Origin of the sequence: Vibrio sp. NC2, from assembly GCF_025195005.1 — a bacterium.
Lineage (GTDB): Bacteria > Pseudomonadota > Gammaproteobacteria > Enterobacterales > Vibrionaceae > Vibrio > Vibrio splendidus.
Window position 1 is genome coordinate 198,634 of record NZ_JANVFC010000002.1, and the last position, 18,225, is coordinate 216,858.

The window sequence follows — 18,225 nt, forward strand, 5'->3', positions numbered from 1 at the left end:
ATGAATAAATCAAAGGTTTTTGGTAGTACTTTGATCATTGCAGGCACCACTATTGGTGCTGGCATGCTCGCTCTTCCACTTGCTTCTGCAGGTATTGGCTTTTCAACCTCACTTTTTCTAATGCTTGGCTTATGGGCTCTAATGGCCTTTACTGCATTGTTAATGGTTGAGCTACATCAATTCGCTGATTCTGACGCAACCCTACACACGCTAGCTGACAAAATTTTAGGGACAAAAGGTAAGTGGATTGCGAGCTTCGCCGTTATGTTTCTGTTTTACGCTTTATGTGCAGCCTACATTGCGGGCGGTGGTGCGCAGTTTAATCAACGTATCTCGGATATTGCAGGCATTGAGCTTAATGGCCAAATCACAACCCTGCTATTCACACTGTTAGTTGCTGGCGTTGTGACGATTGGTACGCACAGTGTTGATAAAGTTAACCGCGTTTTATTCGGATTTAAACTGATTGCGATGGTACTGGTACTCAGCTTCCTAGCACCGAACATCACCTCTCAATATCTAATGAGCATGCCTTTACAGCAAGGGCTGATTGTTGCAGCTATCCCAGTTGTGTTTACCTCTTTTGGCTTCCACGGCAGCATCCCTTCAATTGTTCGATACCTAGATGGTGACGTTCGCTCTCTACGTAAGGTCATGATTATTGGCTCTGCACTGCCTTTGGTCATCTATGTTTTCTGGCAGAGTGTGACTCTAGGTGTGATTAGCCAAGAGCAGCTTTTGTCGGATACAAGTTTGGGCGCACTGTTAGTCTCATTGTCACAAACCGTTCATCAATCAAACCTTAGCGTTATCGTTGGCGTATTCGCAGACCTTGCACTGCTGACTTCTTTTATTGGTGTGAGCTTGGGGTTATTTGAATTCATGGGGGATTCACTGAGCAAGAAACTAGGCAGTGCAAAACGCGTTAAAACGGCCGCTATCACTTTCTTACCGCCATTAGGTTTTGCCTTGTTCTACCCACAGGGTTTCATTACAGCTCTGGGCTACGCAGCCATAGCACTTTCAGTACTCGCAATTTTGCTGCCGACAGTGATGGTATACAAGATTCGTTACACGGATTTCTCTGTAGAACCTCAAGGCACAGAAGCGACTTACCAAGTGTTAGGTGGAAGTAAAGCGCTATTTTTAGTTGGCAGCGTAGGCGTTTTTATCATTGCGATTCAAATCCTTATTTCAGTAGGGCTATTGCCTTCTCTGGGCTAATAAACCCATAGAGAACAAAAATACTTGATAGATGTCTCATAAACGATATGTTGGTATCATTAATTTTCACAATTAGTCGATTAGCATCACATTTTTATTGAGGTCGGTTATTTAGAGTCCACGGTAAAGGATTTACCGTGGAGTTTTTATGAAAGAAGTACAATTTCGAACGATAGACAAACTGTTTATCAAGATGTCGATCAACGACAAGTTTTGGGTCATTTTCTTAATCTTTTTTGCCGCTCTGGCAAGCCTCGCTGGACTCAACTACGTCAACAAAATGGAACACATTGACGTAACTGCAAAACAGCAGGTCGAGTATCAACTGCAAGGCATTTTATCAGCATCAGATTCCCCAGCTTCTGTTCGCTCTGTTAGCCAGCAAACTCGCGCTCAACAAACCACTATTTCAAACAATGGTTCGGTGACTGCCACAGCACTCGCACAAGATGGCAATTACTACTCACTTACCGTTTCAGCTAACGATATACAGAATCAAAAGCAGCAAGCACTGTACACTTTATTACTGAGCTTTTTGTGGTGTGTGCCTTTTGGTCTTTTCTGTTACTGGGTGGCGACTTTTCTAGGCGGTGCATTGTGGGTGCTTTACTCAACTACTCAAAAAATTGGTGATGGCGACTTAACATCACGCCTTGGTTTCCACCCAGGACGTGATGAGTTCGGTACGATTGGTTGTGCACTTGACCGTTCAATGGACACGCTTAGTGAGCTAGTCAACAACGTAAACCACAGTGCAGCGACACTAAGCGAAACATCGGCTTCTTTCGAAACTGAGATGAAGCGCAGTGAAACACAAATCATGAGCCAGAATGCGTCTCTAGACTCTGTTGCTACTGCCATGGATCAAATGACCGCTTCAGCCAATGAAGTCTCTAACATTTCAGCACGTTCAACTGAACAAACTGAACAAGACGCGCAGCAAATCAACGACAGCCATACGAAAGTTCAACAAGCCATCTCAGAGATCACCACGCTCTCTTCTTTGATTGAGCAAACCTCATCTTCAGTTACCAGCTTGAATGTGAACACTAGCCAAATTAATGAAGTGATCACGACGATCAACGCAATCTCAGAGCAAACTAACTTGCTTGCACTGAACGCGGCGATCGAAGCTGCTCGTGCGGGTGAACAAGGCCGTGGTTTCGCTGTTGTTGCTGATGAAGTAAGAACACTGGCAAGCCGCACTCAGTCGGCTACGGTTGAAATCCAAGCGATGATTGAACGCTTACAGCAAGAGAGCCAAAATATCGCTAAGATCACCGAGCAAACGGTCGACCAAGCGCAAACTAGTAGCCAACTGATTTCAAACATTGGGGACGATGTAAACTCGATTGCTGACTCAGCTCAAGCGCTAATGGATATGAGTATTCAGATTGCAACCTCAGCGGACGAGCAAAGCAACGTAGCGAATACCATCGCAGCTGAGCTTAACGATATTCGCAGTCAATCCGATGTGATTAAAGAAGTGGCTCAAAACTCTTCAAATGGCGTATCGACACTGACAGACGCATCAGTTTCTTTGTCTAAAACTTTGGCAAGATACCGCACTTAGATACGAGTGATCACTTAGGCTGACCAAGTTAAATTCAGCGAAACTAAAAAGGACTCATCATGAGTCCTTTTTTTCGACGTTCGTTAATAGCAACGTCTGCCAATAGTAACGCCCGTTTATAGCGACGCACGTTTATAGAAATTTTCTTTAATAACAACTTCCCTTAATAACAACAGGAAACACATGGTCTTTAACGATGAGATTATCATTACCATGAAGCAAGTCGCAAAGGCGAGATTATCAAGTGTCAAAACTGTCTAATATTCGAGCTTAGGGGTAATCTAATTAAACGGGTCTTTTTTCGCTTACCCTCTTGCTGCAGGTGACACATAATGAATAAAACAGAAACACCAAACACCGACGACATTACATGCCCTTTATGCCAACACGACGAATATCTACTCTCAGAAAGTGGAGAAAAGTTTACTTGTGCCTCTTGCGGTTTTCACACTAAACAATTTAGTAAGGTAGTCAGCCTTCAGCTAGGCTCTACCCCACCAAAGCTGCAGGGTTCGGTATTCCACCACTTGAGCAGTGTTTGCCATTAATCCAAACCGAAATCTCTTCCAAACTGTAGATATCCTGAGCCGCTACCTCTGATGAGTCGGCTTCGGGATCTACGATTGATTCATTAATACTTGGGCGCAATCGGAATGATTGAATACCCGCACGAACACCCGCTTCAATTCCTTTCAAAGTATCGTCCACATAGATACACTCATTGGGTAAAAAGCCCATATTCATGGCTGTATACATAATCAAGTCAGGTTCTGGCTTCCAGCTGTTGGCATCAAAAGCTGAAAACACTTTACCTTTAAAGTCATCGAGCATTCCTGTCATTGCCAATGAAGATTCAACCCGAGACTTAGGCGCATTAGAAGCGATACAAAATTCGATGTCCTGTCGCTTTAGGAATTCAATGAGCTCGATGGCACCATCCATCGGCTTTAAATGACGTTGGAACAAAGCTTCTAATTCAATACGATATAACGGCTCAAGCGTATCAATCGAGATAGATAGCCCTAAACGTTCTTGTGTATCCATTAAGATGTCGGCCAGCTTTCCACCTTGAAAGTGCGCATAGCAGTCATTAACGTTTAGCTCCGCCCCAAAGCCGGTGAATACATTCACCAAGGCTTGGCAACACAGCTTTTCGCTATCGATGAGTGTTCCATCACAATCGAAAATTACACATTTAGTCTGTTCTAACCGCATAGCTCTCTCACTCGTATTGAATTCAAGTTTTATCCTATAGTGTTCTTTCAATGCGCGGGATGATTAAGATAACAGTTTACGGACACAGGCTTATTTCTCTTCGCGAAATATGGGCTTGATCACCTTATGGCTCGACATAAGCAACAGCTTTCATCAAATTAACCCAGATTCTACAAAACCAAATACTACAAGGTTTACATAAACGACTTAATTTCAGTGGAAAATATAAATTGCCACGTCCTAGTCGGATTAGACTGAATTGATAAAGAAATCAAGATTTGTAGACTATTCAGATAGAGCGAGAGTTAGTTAGCTAACAACCGACTCTTTTAGTACCTTAACTTCAATCGAAGGTACAGACGCATATTCTACAGTTCCAGTATCGGGATACGAATCTCGGATAGCGACAAACTCGGGCAGGTGTTTCAGTAGCAGTTTGGTTAATTGAGGATCAAATTGATAGCCACACTCTCTCTCGAACAAGTCGATCACCATCTCTAATGGCCATGGATCTTTGTAGCAACGAGCACTAAGCAATGCGTCAAATACATCGGCTACGGCAGTGATACGAGCAAACAAGTGAATTTGTTCACCTAACTTGCCATTAGGGTATCCAGCGCCATCCCAACGCTCATGATGTTCGTTAGCAATGATTGCCGCGAGGTTGGTAATATCACCCGCTCCGCTCTTCAGTAAATTGTAGCCCGCAGTGGTGTGAAGTTTCATTACATCCCACTCTTGGTCTGTCAATTTACCTGGTTTATCTAAGATAGATTCCGGAACCGAAATCTTACCGACATCATGCATTGGGCTGATGATCTCAATCATCTCGACCTCGCGATGGCTCAAGCCACGATACTTGGCAAGCAATGCGGATAACTTGGCCACACGCTTAACGTGATTCCCCGTCTCGCCAGAGCGAGTTTCAATGGCTTCACCCAGCACATGAATCATGTCCTTTTGAACATTCAAAGTCTGCTTCTGTAGAGCGAGGATTCGCTTGTTCTTTTTTGCCAACTCTTTCTTTTGGCGCAGGGTAATAAATTGCATCACGATAATCACGCTCAGCCCTGTAATGACCATGATTAAGCCCAACAACAATTGAAAGTTCTTTTCTAAAAAGGAGGAAGGCTCGTTAACAATCACAGAACCTGTCGGCAGTACATTATCACCAATGCCAAACTTTTTAAGCGCCGGATAATTGAAAACAAAACGCTTGTTGTCACCGGGAACTAAAGGTGTAGAAAAATTAAGAGGCACATACTTATCCAATGCACTAACGGCCTCTTCACCCATGCTACGCGAGTGGTTTACATAACCTCCGAGTACATCACCGACTATATTAAACTGCCATAACGCAAACACTGGTGCGGCGCTCGATGCAGATAAGGTTTCCGCGACCTCTTGATAGGTATGATATACACCTTGATCTAACTCAGTATTGTAGTGGCTCAGTAAGACTGCATCGTCAGCAGATACCCTTTTCAAGAACTCACTTGTTTGCTTGAGCGACAAATCGCGTATTTCGACCAAATTAATCGATGGAAAGTCTGCCATAATACGGCTTATATCTTTACGGATTAGCTCAGAAGTGACACTGTAATCATTGATGAAATAGAGGTTCTTTAGATTAGGTCTTAGTTTAGAGATCAGCTTAATATTGACGTCTATCTGATCGTTCTCATAAAGCACAGTCGCTCTATCAGACACCGCATACATATCGGTGCTTATGTCGTTGATACCCGCCGCAACAATAGGTGTCGCACGGTCAATCAACGCACTCAGTGATTCAAGGAAATTAGCCGCGTTATCGTCAGTCGCAATAACCCCATCAAATTTATAACCTGCGTATTTGGCTTGTAAGTAATCGGCGAGAGAGTCGTAGTACTCAGAGCTATGGACGCGCTTTGTATCCAAATACTCGATTGAGAGTTTAACTTCGGTTTGAGATTGGCTGAACGCACTGTCTATCCCTTTCTGAAAATCAGCAGTCCATTGGTAAGAAGGTTCGTATGAGTGTAAAACTAGGATGCGTTTGATATCCCAGTCGTTAGCAAAACTGACTGTAGAAAAAGCGCTAACACACAATACAGCGATTGATATCAATAGCTTGTACATACAAAACCCTTTATAAAAGATGGGGTATTGTACTTAGATTAACGCTTTCTCAAAGAATCTTTAGTTCTCGACCCACACTTTATCGTGAGAAGCATGATCTTGTGCCCAAAAATCATGTAACTGCTTAGCAAAGCCGTTGATATCTTGACCGTTTTCAATAATCACGTCGGAGATCAACAGAGACTCTTCCACTTCTGTGACAATAGCACTCGCCACAACATCACCATTTTGAGTTCCAATGTATAAAACATGCTCATCAGACAACATAATCTGACTCAAGAACTCAAGCATATGTGCCCTTTCGGTTTCATCGTGATAAACACTGGCTTGGTTAAGTGAAAAAAGTACCGTCAGTTTATGGAAATCGACTTTATGCAGTTCATCAATTTGAGAAGGAATTTGATCTTGAGCGAGGAGTTGGTAATTCTTGGATGGGAGTCTGCTTTGATAAAGTTCTCGACCTAGCAAGCTCTCCTTTGCGGGATAAGCAATGTCGAGTTGGCTAAACAGCCATTGGTTTTTCTTATGTGCGCTTTCAGGTATTTCGTTATTCATTCTTTTAGTACCTAAGATTAGTAACCCCAAATATCACAGTTATTTGGGAGACATATGGTCGGCGTAGGAGCCGAGCTACATGCAGAAAGGATACAGAGCATGACTAACGCCAACAAGTACTTTAAATGCTTCATATTTTTCATTCTCTCATAACATCCTTTAAGAACTCGGTGAAAAGCTCTACACTCGTATTCAAGCTTTCAATATCCTTATAGTAAACAGAACTATATAAATAAAAAGGACTTCTTATGAAAAAAGCCTTAATAGCAGCAGGTATCATCACAATGTTGGCAGGCTGTTCGGACAACGAGGTTGGCGACGTCTCTCTTGGATTCTTCACAATGAAGGATATCAAAATGTCATCTTTAGATGATGATAAGATCGAAGGAGTGACTTGTCACATTGCATCAATCGAAGCAAACCTGAGTCTTTCCGATCCAAGCGATAGTTCTATCTCTTGTCGTCAAACAGGCGAAATCACTCCAGAAATGATTGCTAAAATAGACAAAAGTAAATCAGGTGAAGTGGTATTCAAGCAGTCGAAAAGTATCTTCTTCAAAACGATGAAGGTTCGTCGTATCTACGATGCTGAGAATCAATCGCTGCTTTACTTATCTTACACAACCAAAGAAACAGAAGGCAGCTTCAAACATAGCCTTTCAACCGTTCCGCTATGGGGTACAAAGGCTTACGTAGATCCAGCAACACTCGTTCCAGTCGAGTAGTCTCACACGAATGGTCTGAAGCAAAAGTAAGCTGAATCACCTGTACAGACATTGCGCAGGTGATTCAAAATGTAATAAAAATGAAAGAAACAGAAACAAAATGTGATATCATGCGGCAAAATTTTTTCACTGTATTTGTCATATGAAATTTCCTGGACAGCGTAAATCTAAGCACTACTTTCCAACTCACGCCCGTGATCCGTTGGTCAACCAAATTCAACAAACACCTAAGCTACACCGCGCAACAGTTGTCGGTATAGGTCAAACGATTGTTGATATCGAAGCCCGTGTTGACAACGAGTTCCTAGAAAAATACGAGCTGAGTAAAGGCCACTCACTGGTATTGGAAGAAAGTAAAGCAGATGCGCTGTATGAAGAGTTAGTTGAGCGCGGTTTGATCACGCATCAATACCCTGGCGATACTATCGGCAACACACTGCACAACTATTCTGTTCTTGCAGACAGCAAATCTGTCCTACTTGGCGTAATGTCTAAGAAGATTGAAGTTGGCTCATTTGGTTACCGCTACCTTTGCCGCACTTCTTCTCGTATGAACTTAAACCACTTACAAACCGTTGATGGTCCCATTGGTCGTTGTTACACGCTCATTACCGAAGATGGCGAACGTACGTTTGCGATCAACGAAGGACACATGAACCAGCTGCTTCCTGAAAGTATTCCTGAACAGATTTTTGAAAAAGCGTCTGCATTAGTTGTGTCTTCATACTTAATGCGCGGTAAGCCTGAAGATCCGATGCCAAAAGCGGTACAAAAAGCGATTGAATACGCGAAAGCGTACAATGTGCCAGTTGTACTGACACTTGGCACGAAGTACGTGATCGAAGGTAACGCTGAATGGTGGCAAGAATACCTGAAAGAAAACGTAACCATCGTCGCAATGAACGAAGACGAAGGTGAAGCATTAACGGGTGAAAAAGATCCGCTATTGGCTGCGAACAAAGCTCTTGAGTGGGTTGACTTAGTTCTCTGCACTGCAGGCCCTGTCGGCTTGTACATGGCAGGCTACACTGACGAACCAGCGAAACGCGAAACTACACTGCCATTGTTACCGGGTAACATCCCTGAGTTCAATAAATATGAATTCAGCCGCGCGATGCGTAAGCAAGACTGTAAAGACCCAGTAAAAGTGTACTCTCACATTGGCCCTTACTTAGGCGGCCCACTTGAGATTAAGAACACCAACGGTGCTGGTGATGGTGCACTTTCAGCACTACTTCACGACATGGCAGCAAACAGCTACCACCACGTTAACGTGCCGAACTCTGAGAAGCACGAACACGCTTGTCTAACTTACTCTTCACTGTCTCAAATTTGTAAGTACGCAAACCGTGTAAGCTATGAGGTGTTGACTCAGCACTCTCCTCGCCTTTCTCGTGCGCTACCTGAACGCGAAGATAGCTTAGAAGAAACATACTGGGATCGTTAATCAACCATGCCAGGTTGTTAACTCATTGAGGTTGATGACCAGCTAGATTATCCATTCCTGAAGGGCTGCTATATGCAGCCCTTTTTGTATTCAGCACTAATATAACTGCAGCTTAAGGTAGTCAGATCGAATATTTTGCTCGTTTAAGATTTGATCTCGCGCAATGACTCTTTAGATCTGTTATCTTCCAGCACATAATTCGTGTGGTTTGCCTTTACTTGGCAAATTTATACAGTACTATCGCCACGCAAACGTTTACGTACCACCTTTCGGTTCTGATATAAGGATCAAATATGCTGTCTGATATTGATATTTGTCGCTCTACTCCCCTTAAAAACATCAGTGAAGTTGCCAAACAAGCTGGCCTACAACACAACGAACATCAGCCATTAGGGCAATACAAATCTAAAGTGTCTCTGACATCACTTGAACGCCTCGCCAACCAACAAGATGGTAAATTGGTCGTGGTGACCGCTATCACACCAACGCCTCTTGGCGAAGGCAAAACCGTCACTACTATTGGATTAGCACAAGGCCTCGCAAAGATTAACCAATCTGCGATGGCCTGCATTCGCCAGCCTTCAATGGGCCCAGTATTTGGTGTAAAAGGCGGCGCAGCGGGCGGTGGTTACTCTCAAGTCGCCCCTATGGAGCAATTAAACCTTCACCTCACTGGCGACATTCATGCCGTGACGGCCGCTCATAACCTCGCCTCTGCAGCCATTGATGCACGCTTGTATCATGAGCACCGTGAAGGATTAGAAGCCTTTGAAGCACGTTCAGGCTTAAAAGCACTCAACATTGATCCTAGTAGAATCGTTTGGCGACGTGTACTGGACCATAATGACCGTGCATTGCGCATGATCACAGTAGGCAAAAACGAAGCAGACAAAACAATTAATGGCCTTGAACGTGAAGATGGTTTTGATATCTCAGCCGCTTCAGAGCTGATGGCTATTCTCGCTCTAGCAGATGACCTTCAAGACTTAAGAAAGCGCATCGGACGAGTGGTACTTGCTTACAGTAGACAAGGCTTGCCACTAACCGCAGATGACTTCAACGTCGCGGGCGCTATGACAGTAACGATGAAGGACTCTATTGAACCAACATTGATGCAAACCCTTGAAGGCGTTCCTACTCTAATACACGCGGGGCCTTTCGCTAACATCGCACACGGTAACTCATCTATTATTGCTGATAAGATAGCGTTAAAGCTGAGTGACTTTGTGGTAACTGAAGGTGGTTTCGGCTCAGACATGGGTTTTGAGAAGGCGTGTAACATCAAGGTGAAAGCGTCGAACAAGAAGCCCGATTGCGCCGTAGTTGTCGCAACATTACGCGGATTAAAAGCCAACTCTGGTTTATACGATTTGAGACCGGGTACTCCATTACCTGATTCAATCTTTAATGACGATCAAGACGCGCTCACAGCAGGCTTTGAGAACCTTAAATGGCATATCAACAACGTTAAACGATACCAAGTACCTACTGTCGTAGCGATCAATCGATTCCCACAAGATTCAGCTCAAGAGCTCGATGCTTTGAAACAAATGATCATCGACTTTGACCCAAGTGTCAGCGTTGAAGTAAGTGAAGCCTTTGGTCAAGGTGGTGAAGGTGCAATTAAGTTGGCTCACGCCGTGGTAAAAGCATGCCAAACAGAGAGTAAATTTAAGCCTTTGTACCACTCTGAGCAAAGCTTAGAAGAGAAACTGATGGCAGTCGCTGAAGTCGGATACGGCGCAGCAAGTATTTCGCTATCACCACTGGCAAGAAAGCAACTGACTGAGTTCAACCAACACGGCTATAGCGACCTATCGGTTTGTTTGGCAAAAACGCCATTATCGATTTCAACAGAAGCTCAAATAAAGGGTGCACCCACTCAGTTTGACGTACCCGTTAGAGAGTTAAAACTGTGTGCTGGTGCCGGCTTCATCTACGCTTTGTGCGGCAACGTAATGACCATGCCAGGTTTACCTGATAAACCGGCTTTCATGTCATTAGATATTGATAGCAATGGAAATATTATCGGCCTAAGCTAGGTGCCCTTAGCTAGATAAACGGCAATTAATCACGATTAATTGGGCTCAAGTTTCAGAGCGGCGTTCTATATTGAGCAATCATTTCCTAACGAAGTGATTGCTCAACAATCAAGCTTAAATGCAAAAAGTTGCACTAAAATCGTAGTTATATGCAAATCTTGTTTTAAGTTCTGGGTTAAGATCACATTAAAAACCCCATAAAATATATAGTATTGCGCTGATTCTTTGAGGACAGTGATGAATACGAGTATAAAAAAACTAGTCAGCCAATTTCTATGCACCATATTTGCCCTAGGATTAGTCCCTGCCCTCTACATCAATTCTGAACTTGACAGAATTGATGCTCAGCATACTCTAAATATTAAGCAGTCTAGCCAAAACCAAATCGAATACAGTTTTCACGAACTGGCCGTTATTGTTGAGCAAATATCTAATTCTGTTCCTTCCATCGCAGACTCTCAAACGTTACTTCGCGCAATTGAAGAACCATCAATTGTTCATAAACAAGCTCTGCAAGATCTGTGGGTGATGTTAGCTCGCGGACAACAATACTATTCTCAACTTCGCTACCTCGACCTAGAAGGTAACGAGGTTTACCGTATCAACTACAACAACAATAAAGCGACAATAGTTCCTGAGAATAAACTGCAGAACAAATCAGCTCGTAGCTACTTTAAAGATCTCCACCGACTGAAGATTGGAGAAGTAAGCTCCAACGGTATCGATTTAGAGATTGAGAATGGTGAAGTCGTCCACCCTTTGATGCCAGCCCTAAGGATAATGACACCCGTCGCCTCAGAAGATCGTATTATTGGCTACTTTATTGCTAACCTTAATATGCTCGAGGTCTACGACCGCCTTCTTTATCAAATCGGTACATCATCAGCCGTCCCTGTCATTCTTAACAGAACCGGACATGTCATCATGGGCCCTGATATCGAAGAATCGTTTGGGCATCTTATTGAATCTCGTTCAGATAAAACCTATGCGAAGCTTTACCCAGAGCTTTGGAAAGCCATTCAAGAAAATACCTCTTCTAGCTACTTTGATGGTAAAAACTGGTATTTTCACTCAGATATCAGCCCTAAAATAAAGCAATTTAAAGGACCAATTTATTTGGTTCTTCATGTTGAAAACCAACAATTTAGCAGCCAATACCGACAAGAAAAACAAGCCATATTCGTGCAGATCATCACCTTATCTTTCTTAATTTCGATGATCTCAGCAGGTTTTGTGCTTTGGAACAGTAACCATAAAAAGAACAGCATCGATAGCCAACTGGCTAAAGCCGCGATGAATGGCATGTCAGCCTTGGTAATTACTGACCGAAATAACCGAATCATCAAAGTAAACCAAGAGTTTACTCGCGTGAGTGGTTACGATTTGGAAGATGTAAAAGGACGTCAGCCTTCGATGTTTGCTTCTGGTCGCTACAATCAAGAGTTCTACATCAAGATGTGGAGCATTATCACCAAGACGGGAGTTTGGGAAGGCGAAGTGGTCAATCGCCGTAAAGACGGGTCTTTGATCACTGAGATATTACGAATCCAAACCATCAAAGATTCGAAAGATGTGATTCAGTTTTACGTCGCTTCTTTTGTCGATATTAGTAAACACAAAGAACTCGAAAAAAAGCTCAGAAATCTAAGTGAAAAAGACGCATTAGCTGGTTGCTGGAATCGAAGAAAATTTGACCTTGAACTTCGTGACGAATGTTCTCGTGTTAATCGTTACCCTACTCGCGAGCAATCTTGCTTAGCTATCTTGGATATTGACTACTTCAAACGCATTAACGACAGATTTGGGCACGATTACGGTGATCGAGTCATTCAAACAGTCGCTCAAGTACTTCAGCGTGAATGCCGTGAAACAGATTTTGTTGCTCGCATTGGTGGCGAAGAGTTCGGTGTTATTCTGCCTCACACCACAACGGAAGGAGCTGAATACGTTCTCAACAGGCTGAGAATTGCTGTCAGCCTTGAACTCGATAACGTAGTCACTGTGAGTGGCGGCATTACTAACATCACCAATGATCCCGCGCTGAACTACAAGTGCGCTGATTTAGCGTTATACGAAGCTAAAGCAGCAGGTAGAAACAATGTATGCTTATTCCTAGACAAAGAAATGAGTGAAATAGCCTAACAATAGACAGTACAAGCACTCTTGTTAGGCACTCGATCAGCTTGGGGCCGGGTAAAACTCTAACTTGTTCCCTTCTACCACCAGAATACAATCCATGTTCGCAGCATGAGCAGCTTGCTTACCTAAGTTCGTATCTTCAAACACAACACACTGCTTTGGCTGTAATCCCATACCAAAACACGCATCTAAGAAGGTATCTGGATTGGGTTTGTGATTCTTAACGTCTGTTGCTGTCACTAGGATATCGAGCTTGCTCAAGATATCTGTTTTGTCCAACAATTGTTCTGCACTTTTACGTTGGCTACCCGTCCCGACGGCAATCTTCTTGCTACCTAAATTTTCTAATAACAGAGAATGGGTACAAGGGATGATATCTCCTTTGTCTTCAATCGCAGCAAACGACGCCATCTTAAACGTAGAAACCGCTTGTGGATCGAGCGATAACCCGTATTTACTGTTCACCTCACCCGCGATCTTATAACTCGGCATGCCACCTAAGCTATGCAGCCAAGACGCTTCAAAATGAAAACCGAATTCTTCAGCCGTTTGCTGCCACGCCTTTACATGTGCTGGCATTGTATCGATCAACGTACCATCCATATCAAAGATTAATCCATCATATGCCGTTAAATCTATTTTCATCACTACTACCACTCTTTGAGAAAGTTACTGATACCATAACCAATATTCAGTATCATGACCCCATATTACCGTTCAAAATGGATGTTTATGTTACAAATATCTAACTCTGTTTCGATTCAAGACTGGGAACTCCAGTTAACTGCGATCAGAGCACAAGGAGCAGGCGGCCAAAACGTCAATAAAGTATCAAGTGCGATACATTTGCGTTTTGACATCAAGCACTCCACCCTACCAGATTTCTATAAAGAGAAACTGCTAGCACACAAAGATAGCCGCATCACTAAAGATGGCGTGATTATCATTAAGGCGCAGCAGTATAGAACTCAAGAACAAAACCGTGATGACGCTTTGGTGCGTTTGAAAGAACTGATCTTGGAAGCAACAAAAGTTCAAAAAGTAAGACGAGCGACTAAGCCGACGCGTGGCTCTCAGAAAAGACGTTTAGAAGGAAAGAAACAAAGAAGCACCACCAAGCTACTGCGCGGAAGAGTAGAATAATTGTTTCATGTCACCCAGTGAACACGTCACCCATGAAACAACCGCTCTAACTCTATTTTCTTGAACAAAAACGAATACCTAACGCTATTTATTTGCAGGCATTTGTTCGAAGTATTGATTCGAAGCCTATTAGTTCGAACGCTAAGCATTCGCGATCTAGGTATTAGAAAGCTAGGTATTCCAAAATAACCTAATGGAACAAAACTCTACTGCTGTTTTTTGACCGACAAAATCAGCTTGATTAACAACATGCGCTCTTCGCTGGTCAGTAAACGACTGACCGCCGCTACGTCTTCCGCTGTCGCTTGTGATGCGCCAACAACATCCAGTACCACATCCAAATCGGTCACTTTTAAAGTTCTGGTGATAGAACGATACTGCGACATTTTTATATCAGCTTCACCACGTTCGATTCGTTGATAGGTTTTTAAACTCATTCCCGCACTTGAGGCTAATTTTTCCTGGGACAAATTAGCGAGCTTCCTGCGATCAATCAGCGCCATGATTATGGGTTCTTGTGACATAAGCTTATCCTCAATAGACAGTTATGACCTAATTTCAGCAAGAAGCAGACCATATTGACTCGCAACGGTTTACATACGCTATTAAAGGCATATTATTCGATTATTAAAAAACGTTACGTTTCATAAACTTTGACACTTAGATCGGTCGTGAGCGTACAGGCTAGTAAACTTGAATATTCAAGTGTTGGGAAATAAGAAAAATTGCAAATTGCGAATAATGAAGACGTCAAATTGGAAATTGCGAATCGCTATACATTGGCATTTCCTTGCATAAAGCACGCATTAGAATCAGAAAATACCCGCAATCAAATTATCGCGGTACAGCATAGGCTACTCACTTACAAAGAAGTGTTGTTGCACGGGAACATGTTGGAAGACAAGGAATTAAGACAGGCTTTTTCTGCGTTGAACCAAAATGAAAAAGATGTCGCGCAAGGCGGTGTTAAAGACATCAACGATGCAATAAAAGAGATGGATGAAATTCTAGAAAGGTACAGTAGAAAAGTGTCCTCTGGTTTGTGCGTCTAATCTATTAATATCAACGAGTAGCACCAAACTCTCAACGGCTTAAACGAATAGAACAAAACAAAAACGGCCAGTCATAGTTGAATGACTGGCCGTTTGTTTAACTAACATGAAGAATCTAACGAGACATCGCTCGTCTAAACCCACCTAGTAACATCAACGCACCTAACAAGCCAAATGATACACTGCCCCCGCTGCCACCAGAGCCAGATGAAGTTCGTGCATTAACATAAGCCGTTCGCTTAGCATCTGTTGCAGAAATTCGAACCGTTTCAGAACTACTAATTACACCATTAGCTACATCTGTAATCCAATCTCTGTAGTCATAGATTTCAGTGAATACCGATGTCACAGTAGAGCTACCACCACAAACTGTTGGACCAAAACTGGTAATCCCAACTTGTTGGTAGGCAGAACCATCCCACCAATATACCGGCCCACCAGAATCACCCTGACAAGTACCACCATACAAATTTGAGGCTCCCTGAGCACCACTAAAACATATTTGTTTTTGCGTTAACGATACACCATCGGTAAACACACCTGCACAAACATTATTTTCAACATATGTGAGGTCAACTTTTTGAAGACGGTTAGTCTTATCTTGACCTGTTGCCGTATCTCCATGACCAACAGCGACAAATTGACTACTAGAGCTTCTATAAAGTTCAGAGGAAGGAGGAATTATGTTCGCACCGATATTGAGTGATGTTTCAAGCTTTAAAATAGCAACGTCATTTGGTAATAACTTACTTAAACTATTCGAATAATCACTGCGATAATAAACCTCTGCCACTCGAGCTTTCTGAATATTACCATTCGGAAATTCAGACGTATTCTCTAGTTGGGGAACAACCGTAGTAAAAAGCTGAGCATTCTCGTCACCATAGATACAGTGCGCTGCCGTTAAAATATGGGTTGGGTTAAGAATAGTCGCTCCACAGTAAGGGTCTGTTGAGTAAACACCATCATAACCACTACGATCAATGAACAAGCTTGCTATCGAAGGAAACTCAATGACCGAAGCATTGCTACCATTCACGATATAAGGAGTGACACCAACATCAGGAGTACTTTCGACCGTGTTTTCCGTCGCCAATACACTAGATGTATAAATGAACGGTGCCAATAGCACTAAAACGGCTTTACGAACCGGACTCACTGTATAGTTCACATTCATAGTCAACTCCTTGTAACCACTACGACTTATTTATAAAAATGATATGTGGCACCATAACACGGCATAACCTTGAGTATAGTAAGTATTTGTAACGATATGGCCACACCTCTCATTTATTAACAGATTTATAAACAACTTATATTAGCCAATCATCCTAAGTTTTATACGTTGCGAAAAACAAAAAAGCCTACCGTTAACCCCCTCAAATACAGAGAAGCAAACAATAGGCTTTCGTTAAACTTGGTGTTTTCTCTTAAAAGAGATTAGCCACGGTAGTAACGCTGAGGTACGAAAGGCATTTTTTCTACTGTCATTGGTAGCTTCTTGCCACGAACGTCAGCGAATACTTCAGTGCCAATTGCTGCTAGGTCTGTACGAACGTACGCCATAGAAACTGGCTTGCCTGCGTTAGGGCCAGCAGTACCACTTGTTACAACGCCAATCTTGTTGTCTTCAGCATCGAACAATTCAGCACCTTCACGTACTGGTGCTTTAGTTTGACCAACTAGACCAACACGCTTACGTTGAACATCTTTCGTTGCGATTTGCTCAAGGATAATATCAGCGCCTGGGAAACCGCCTGCACGCTCACCGTCAGTACGACGAACTTTTTGAATACCCCATAGAAGGCTAGCTTCAACTGGAGTAGTTGTTGTGTCTAGGTCGTGACCGTATAAACATAGACCACACTCAAGACGAAGTGAGTCACGAGCACCAAGGCCAATCCACTCAACTTCAGTTTCTGAAGTCAGCTTACGCGCTAGAGCTTCAGCATGATCGTTCGGTACAGAGATCTCGTAGCCATCTTCACCGGTATAACCACTGCGGCTTACGATGCACTCTACGCCGTCGATATCGACTTTTTGAACGTCCATGAACAGCATGTCTGCAACACTTGGTTGGAAACGAGCAAGAACTTCAGACGCTTTAGGGCCTTGAAGTGCTAATAGAGCGCGATCATCAATCACTTCCATTTCTACGTCAGCTGGAAGGTGCGCAGTTAGGTGGTCGATATCTTGTGTTTTACAAGCCGCGTTCACAACAACAAACAGGTGATCGCCTAGGTTAGCCACCATCAGGTCATCCATAATGCCGCCCTGCTCGTTGGTAAAGAACGCATAGCGCTGCTTACCAGAAGGAAGGTCAATAATATCTACAGGAACCAAAGATTCTAAGACAGCTGCTGCGTTTGCGCCATGAAGACGAAGTTGCCCCATGTGAGAAACATCAAAAAGACCGGCAGCATCACGAGTGTGTAAGTGCTCTTTCTTTACACCTAGTGGATACTGAACTGGCATATCGTAGCCAGCGAAAGGAACCATTTTTGCACCCTCTTCAACATGAAGTGCATGCAGTGGTGTTGTTAGTAGGTCTTGATTAGCGTGTTCTTGAGTCATTTTCTTCTCCATGAAGCGTTGCAGGCTGTCCAAAGTCGAGTCTGCCGCTTATATCTCTATTTAGAGTCGCCTCTAACGATAAGTCTCATCATTAGTCACCTCAGCGTATTCGCGTTAGTCACCTTGACGTCTTAACCTTAGAAACAGTAGATAGTAAAAAGTGATGTCTTTTATATAGGCTTATATCGTTAGCTTGATAAATCAGGTTAGCTGTACAAAAGCTCTACAAGTCACTTTCTAAGAATTCACTTCAGTAAACTTCAATCAACATGAGTAAACCGTGTTCACTATAATAAACAAGCCTGAGTCAGTTTTACACCCTTAACAATAGTAAAACAGTTCAAAATGTGACATTTAACAATTTAAAAACAATTTTTCGATGCATACAAAAACGCGATATTGATGATTATCACATCAA

General features: G+C 42.9%; 15 protein-coding genes. 8 read left to right on the forward strand and 7 right to left on the reverse strand.

Annotated features, from left to right (window positions below):
- On the forward strand, positions 1–1,224 hold the full coding sequence (locus tag NX845_RS04605; RefSeq protein WP_215514915.1) for an aromatic amino acid transport family protein: 1,224 nt from the start codon (positions 1–3) through the stop codon (positions 1,222–1,224).
- A gap of 148 nt (positions 1,225–1,372) precedes the next feature.
- Positions 1,373–2,797 (forward strand): methyl-accepting chemotaxis protein, encoded by a 1,425-nt coding sequence (locus NX845_RS04610; RefSeq protein ID WP_102503469.1) that lies wholly within the window; start codon positions 1,373–1,375, stop codon positions 2,795–2,797.
- A gap of 489 nt (positions 2,798–3,286) precedes the next feature.
- Here NX845_RS04610 and NX845_RS04615 read toward each other — a convergent pair whose 3' ends face one another.
- The 3 genes from NX845_RS04615 to NX845_RS04625 all read right to left on the reverse strand — a co-directional run bounded on the left by NX845_RS04615 (position 3,287) and on the right by NX845_RS04625 (position 6,685).
- Complete coding sequence (locus NX845_RS04615; protein WP_029224226.1) at positions 3,287–4,012, reverse strand: HAD-IA family hydrolase; 726 nt, start codon at positions 4,010–4,012, stop codon at positions 3,287–3,289.
- Positions 4,013–4,321: 309 nt separating this feature from the next.
- Positions 4,322–6,130 carry an HD domain-containing phosphohydrolase gene (locus NX845_RS04620; RefSeq protein WP_215514916.1) on the reverse strand — a complete coding sequence of 603 codons (1,809 nt, stop codon included), beginning with the start codon at positions 6,128–6,130 and terminating at the stop codon, positions 4,322–4,324.
- 60 nt (positions 6,131–6,190) lie between these two features.
- A complete protein-coding gene (locus NX845_RS04625; protein WP_029222120.1) occupies positions 6,191–6,685 on the reverse strand; it encodes a hypothetical protein in 495 nt (164 codons plus the stop codon).
- A 248-nt stretch (positions 6,686–6,933) separates the two neighbouring features.
- On the opposite strand from NX845_RS04625, the gene NX845_RS04630 reads away from it, so the two are divergent.
- The 4 genes from NX845_RS04630 to NX845_RS04645 all read left to right on the forward strand — a co-directional run bounded on the left by NX845_RS04630 (position 6,934) and on the right by NX845_RS04645 (position 13,041).
- Positions 6,934–7,410 carry a CreA family protein gene (locus tag NX845_RS04630; RefSeq protein ID WP_017088239.1) on the forward strand — a complete coding sequence of 159 codons (477 nt, stop codon included), beginning with the start codon at positions 6,934–6,936 and terminating at the stop codon, positions 7,408–7,410.
- 142 nt (positions 7,411–7,552) lie between these two features.
- A complete protein-coding gene (locus NX845_RS04635; protein ID WP_004730908.1) occupies positions 7,553–8,857 on the forward strand; it encodes an inosine/guanosine kinase in 1,305 nt (434 codons plus the stop codon).
- Positions 8,858–9,150: 293 nt separating this feature from the next.
- The gene (locus tag NX845_RS04640; protein WP_215514917.1) at positions 9,151–10,899 is read left to right on the forward strand and encodes a formate--tetrahydrofolate ligase; all 1,749 of its coding nucleotides are present in this window, start codon (positions 9,151–9,153) and stop codon (positions 10,897–10,899) included.
- A gap of 237 nt (positions 10,900–11,136) precedes the next feature.
- Positions 11,137–13,041, forward strand: coding sequence for a diguanylate cyclase (locus NX845_RS04645; RefSeq protein ID WP_004730910.1), 1,905 nt, complete (start codon positions 11,137–11,139; stop codon positions 13,039–13,041).
- A 36-nt stretch (positions 13,042–13,077) separates the two neighbouring features.
- Here the strand turns inward: NX845_RS04645 and NX845_RS04650 are convergent, their stop codons facing one another.
- Complete coding sequence (locus NX845_RS04650) at positions 13,078–13,683, reverse strand: beta-phosphoglucomutase family hydrolase (RefSeq protein WP_102459150.1); 606 nt, start codon at positions 13,681–13,683, stop codon at positions 13,078–13,080.
- 87 nt (positions 13,684–13,770) lie between these two features.
- Here NX845_RS04650 and arfB point away from each other — a divergent pair, with 87 nt between their 5' ends.
- The gene (gene arfB, locus NX845_RS04655) at positions 13,771–14,181 is read left to right on the forward strand and encodes an alternative ribosome rescue aminoacyl-tRNA hydrolase ArfB (protein ID WP_017094082.1); all 411 of its coding nucleotides are present in this window, start codon (positions 13,771–13,773) and stop codon (positions 14,179–14,181) included.
- 206 nt (positions 14,182–14,387) lie between these two features.
- Here arfB and NX845_RS04660 read toward each other — a convergent pair whose 3' ends face one another.
- A complete protein-coding gene (locus NX845_RS04660; protein WP_102456606.1) occupies positions 14,388–14,705 on the reverse strand; it encodes a helix-turn-helix transcriptional regulator in 318 nt (105 codons plus the stop codon).
- Between the two features lie 201 nt (positions 14,706–14,906).
- Between NX845_RS04660 and NX845_RS04665 the strand changes: the two genes are divergently transcribed.
- On the forward strand, positions 14,907–15,233 hold the full coding sequence (locus NX845_RS04665; protein ID WP_215514918.1) for a hypothetical protein: 327 nt from the start codon (positions 14,907–14,909) through the stop codon (positions 15,231–15,233).
- 115 nt (positions 15,234–15,348) lie between these two features.
- On the opposite strand, the gene NX845_RS04670 is transcribed toward NX845_RS04665, so the two are convergent.
- Positions 15,349–16,410 (reverse strand): trypsin-like serine protease, encoded by a 1,062-nt coding sequence (locus NX845_RS04670; protein WP_017094274.1) that lies wholly within the window; start codon positions 16,408–16,410, stop codon positions 15,349–15,351.
- Positions 16,411–16,673: 263 nt separating this feature from the next.
- Positions 16,674–17,807 carry a glycine cleavage system aminomethyltransferase GcvT gene (gene gcvT, locus NX845_RS04675; RefSeq protein ID WP_029405843.1) on the reverse strand — a complete coding sequence of 378 codons (1,134 nt, stop codon included), beginning with the start codon at positions 17,805–17,807 and terminating at the stop codon, positions 16,674–16,676.
- Positions 17,808–18,225: the final 418 nt, after the last annotated feature.

Bases quoted from the DNA above. Each gene is read 5' to 3' on its own strand.
- NX845_RS04605 (WP_215514915.1), top strand. From the start codon at position 1: ATGAATAAATCAAAGGTTTTTGGTAGTACTTTGATCATTGCAGGCACC.
- NX845_RS04610 (WP_102503469.1), top strand. From the start codon at position 1,373: ATGAAAGAAGTACAATTTCGAACGATAGACAAACTGTTTATCAAGATG.
- NX845_RS04615 (WP_029224226.1), bottom strand. From the start codon at position 4,012: ATGCGGTTAGAACAGACTAAATGTGTAATTTTCGATTGTGATGGAACA.
- NX845_RS04620 (WP_215514916.1), bottom strand. From the start codon at position 6,130: ATGTACAAGCTATTGATATCAATCGCTGTATTGTGTGTTAGCGCTTTT.
- NX845_RS04625 (WP_029222120.1), bottom strand. From the start codon at position 6,685: ATGAATAACGAAATACCTGAAAGCGCACATAAGAAAAACCAATGGCTG.
- NX845_RS04630 (WP_017088239.1), top strand. From the start codon at position 6,934: ATGAAAAAAGCCTTAATAGCAGCAGGTATCATCACAATGTTGGCAGGC.
- NX845_RS04635 (WP_004730908.1), top strand. From the start codon at position 7,553: ATGAAATTTCCTGGACAGCGTAAATCTAAGCACTACTTTCCAACTCAC.
- NX845_RS04640 (WP_215514917.1), top strand. From the start codon at position 9,151: ATGCTGTCTGATATTGATATTTGTCGCTCTACTCCCCTTAAAAACATC.
- NX845_RS04645 (WP_004730910.1), top strand. From the start codon at position 11,137: ATGAATACGAGTATAAAAAAACTAGTCAGCCAATTTCTATGCACCATA.
- NX845_RS04650 (WP_102459150.1), bottom strand. From the start codon at position 13,683: ATGAAAATAGATTTAACGGCATATGATGGATTAATCTTTGATATGGAT.
- arfB (WP_017094082.1), top strand. From the start codon at position 13,771: ATGTTACAAATATCTAACTCTGTTTCGATTCAAGACTGGGAACTCCAG.
- NX845_RS04660 (WP_102456606.1), bottom strand. From the start codon at position 14,705: ATGTCACAAGAACCCATAATCATGGCGCTGATTGATCGCAGGAAGCTC.
- NX845_RS04670 (WP_017094274.1), bottom strand. From the start codon at position 16,410: ATGAATGTGAACTATACAGTGAGTCCGGTTCGTAAAGCCGTTTTAGTG.
- gcvT (WP_029405843.1), bottom strand. From the start codon at position 17,807: ATGACTCAAGAACACGCTAATCAAGACCTACTAACAACACCACTGCAT.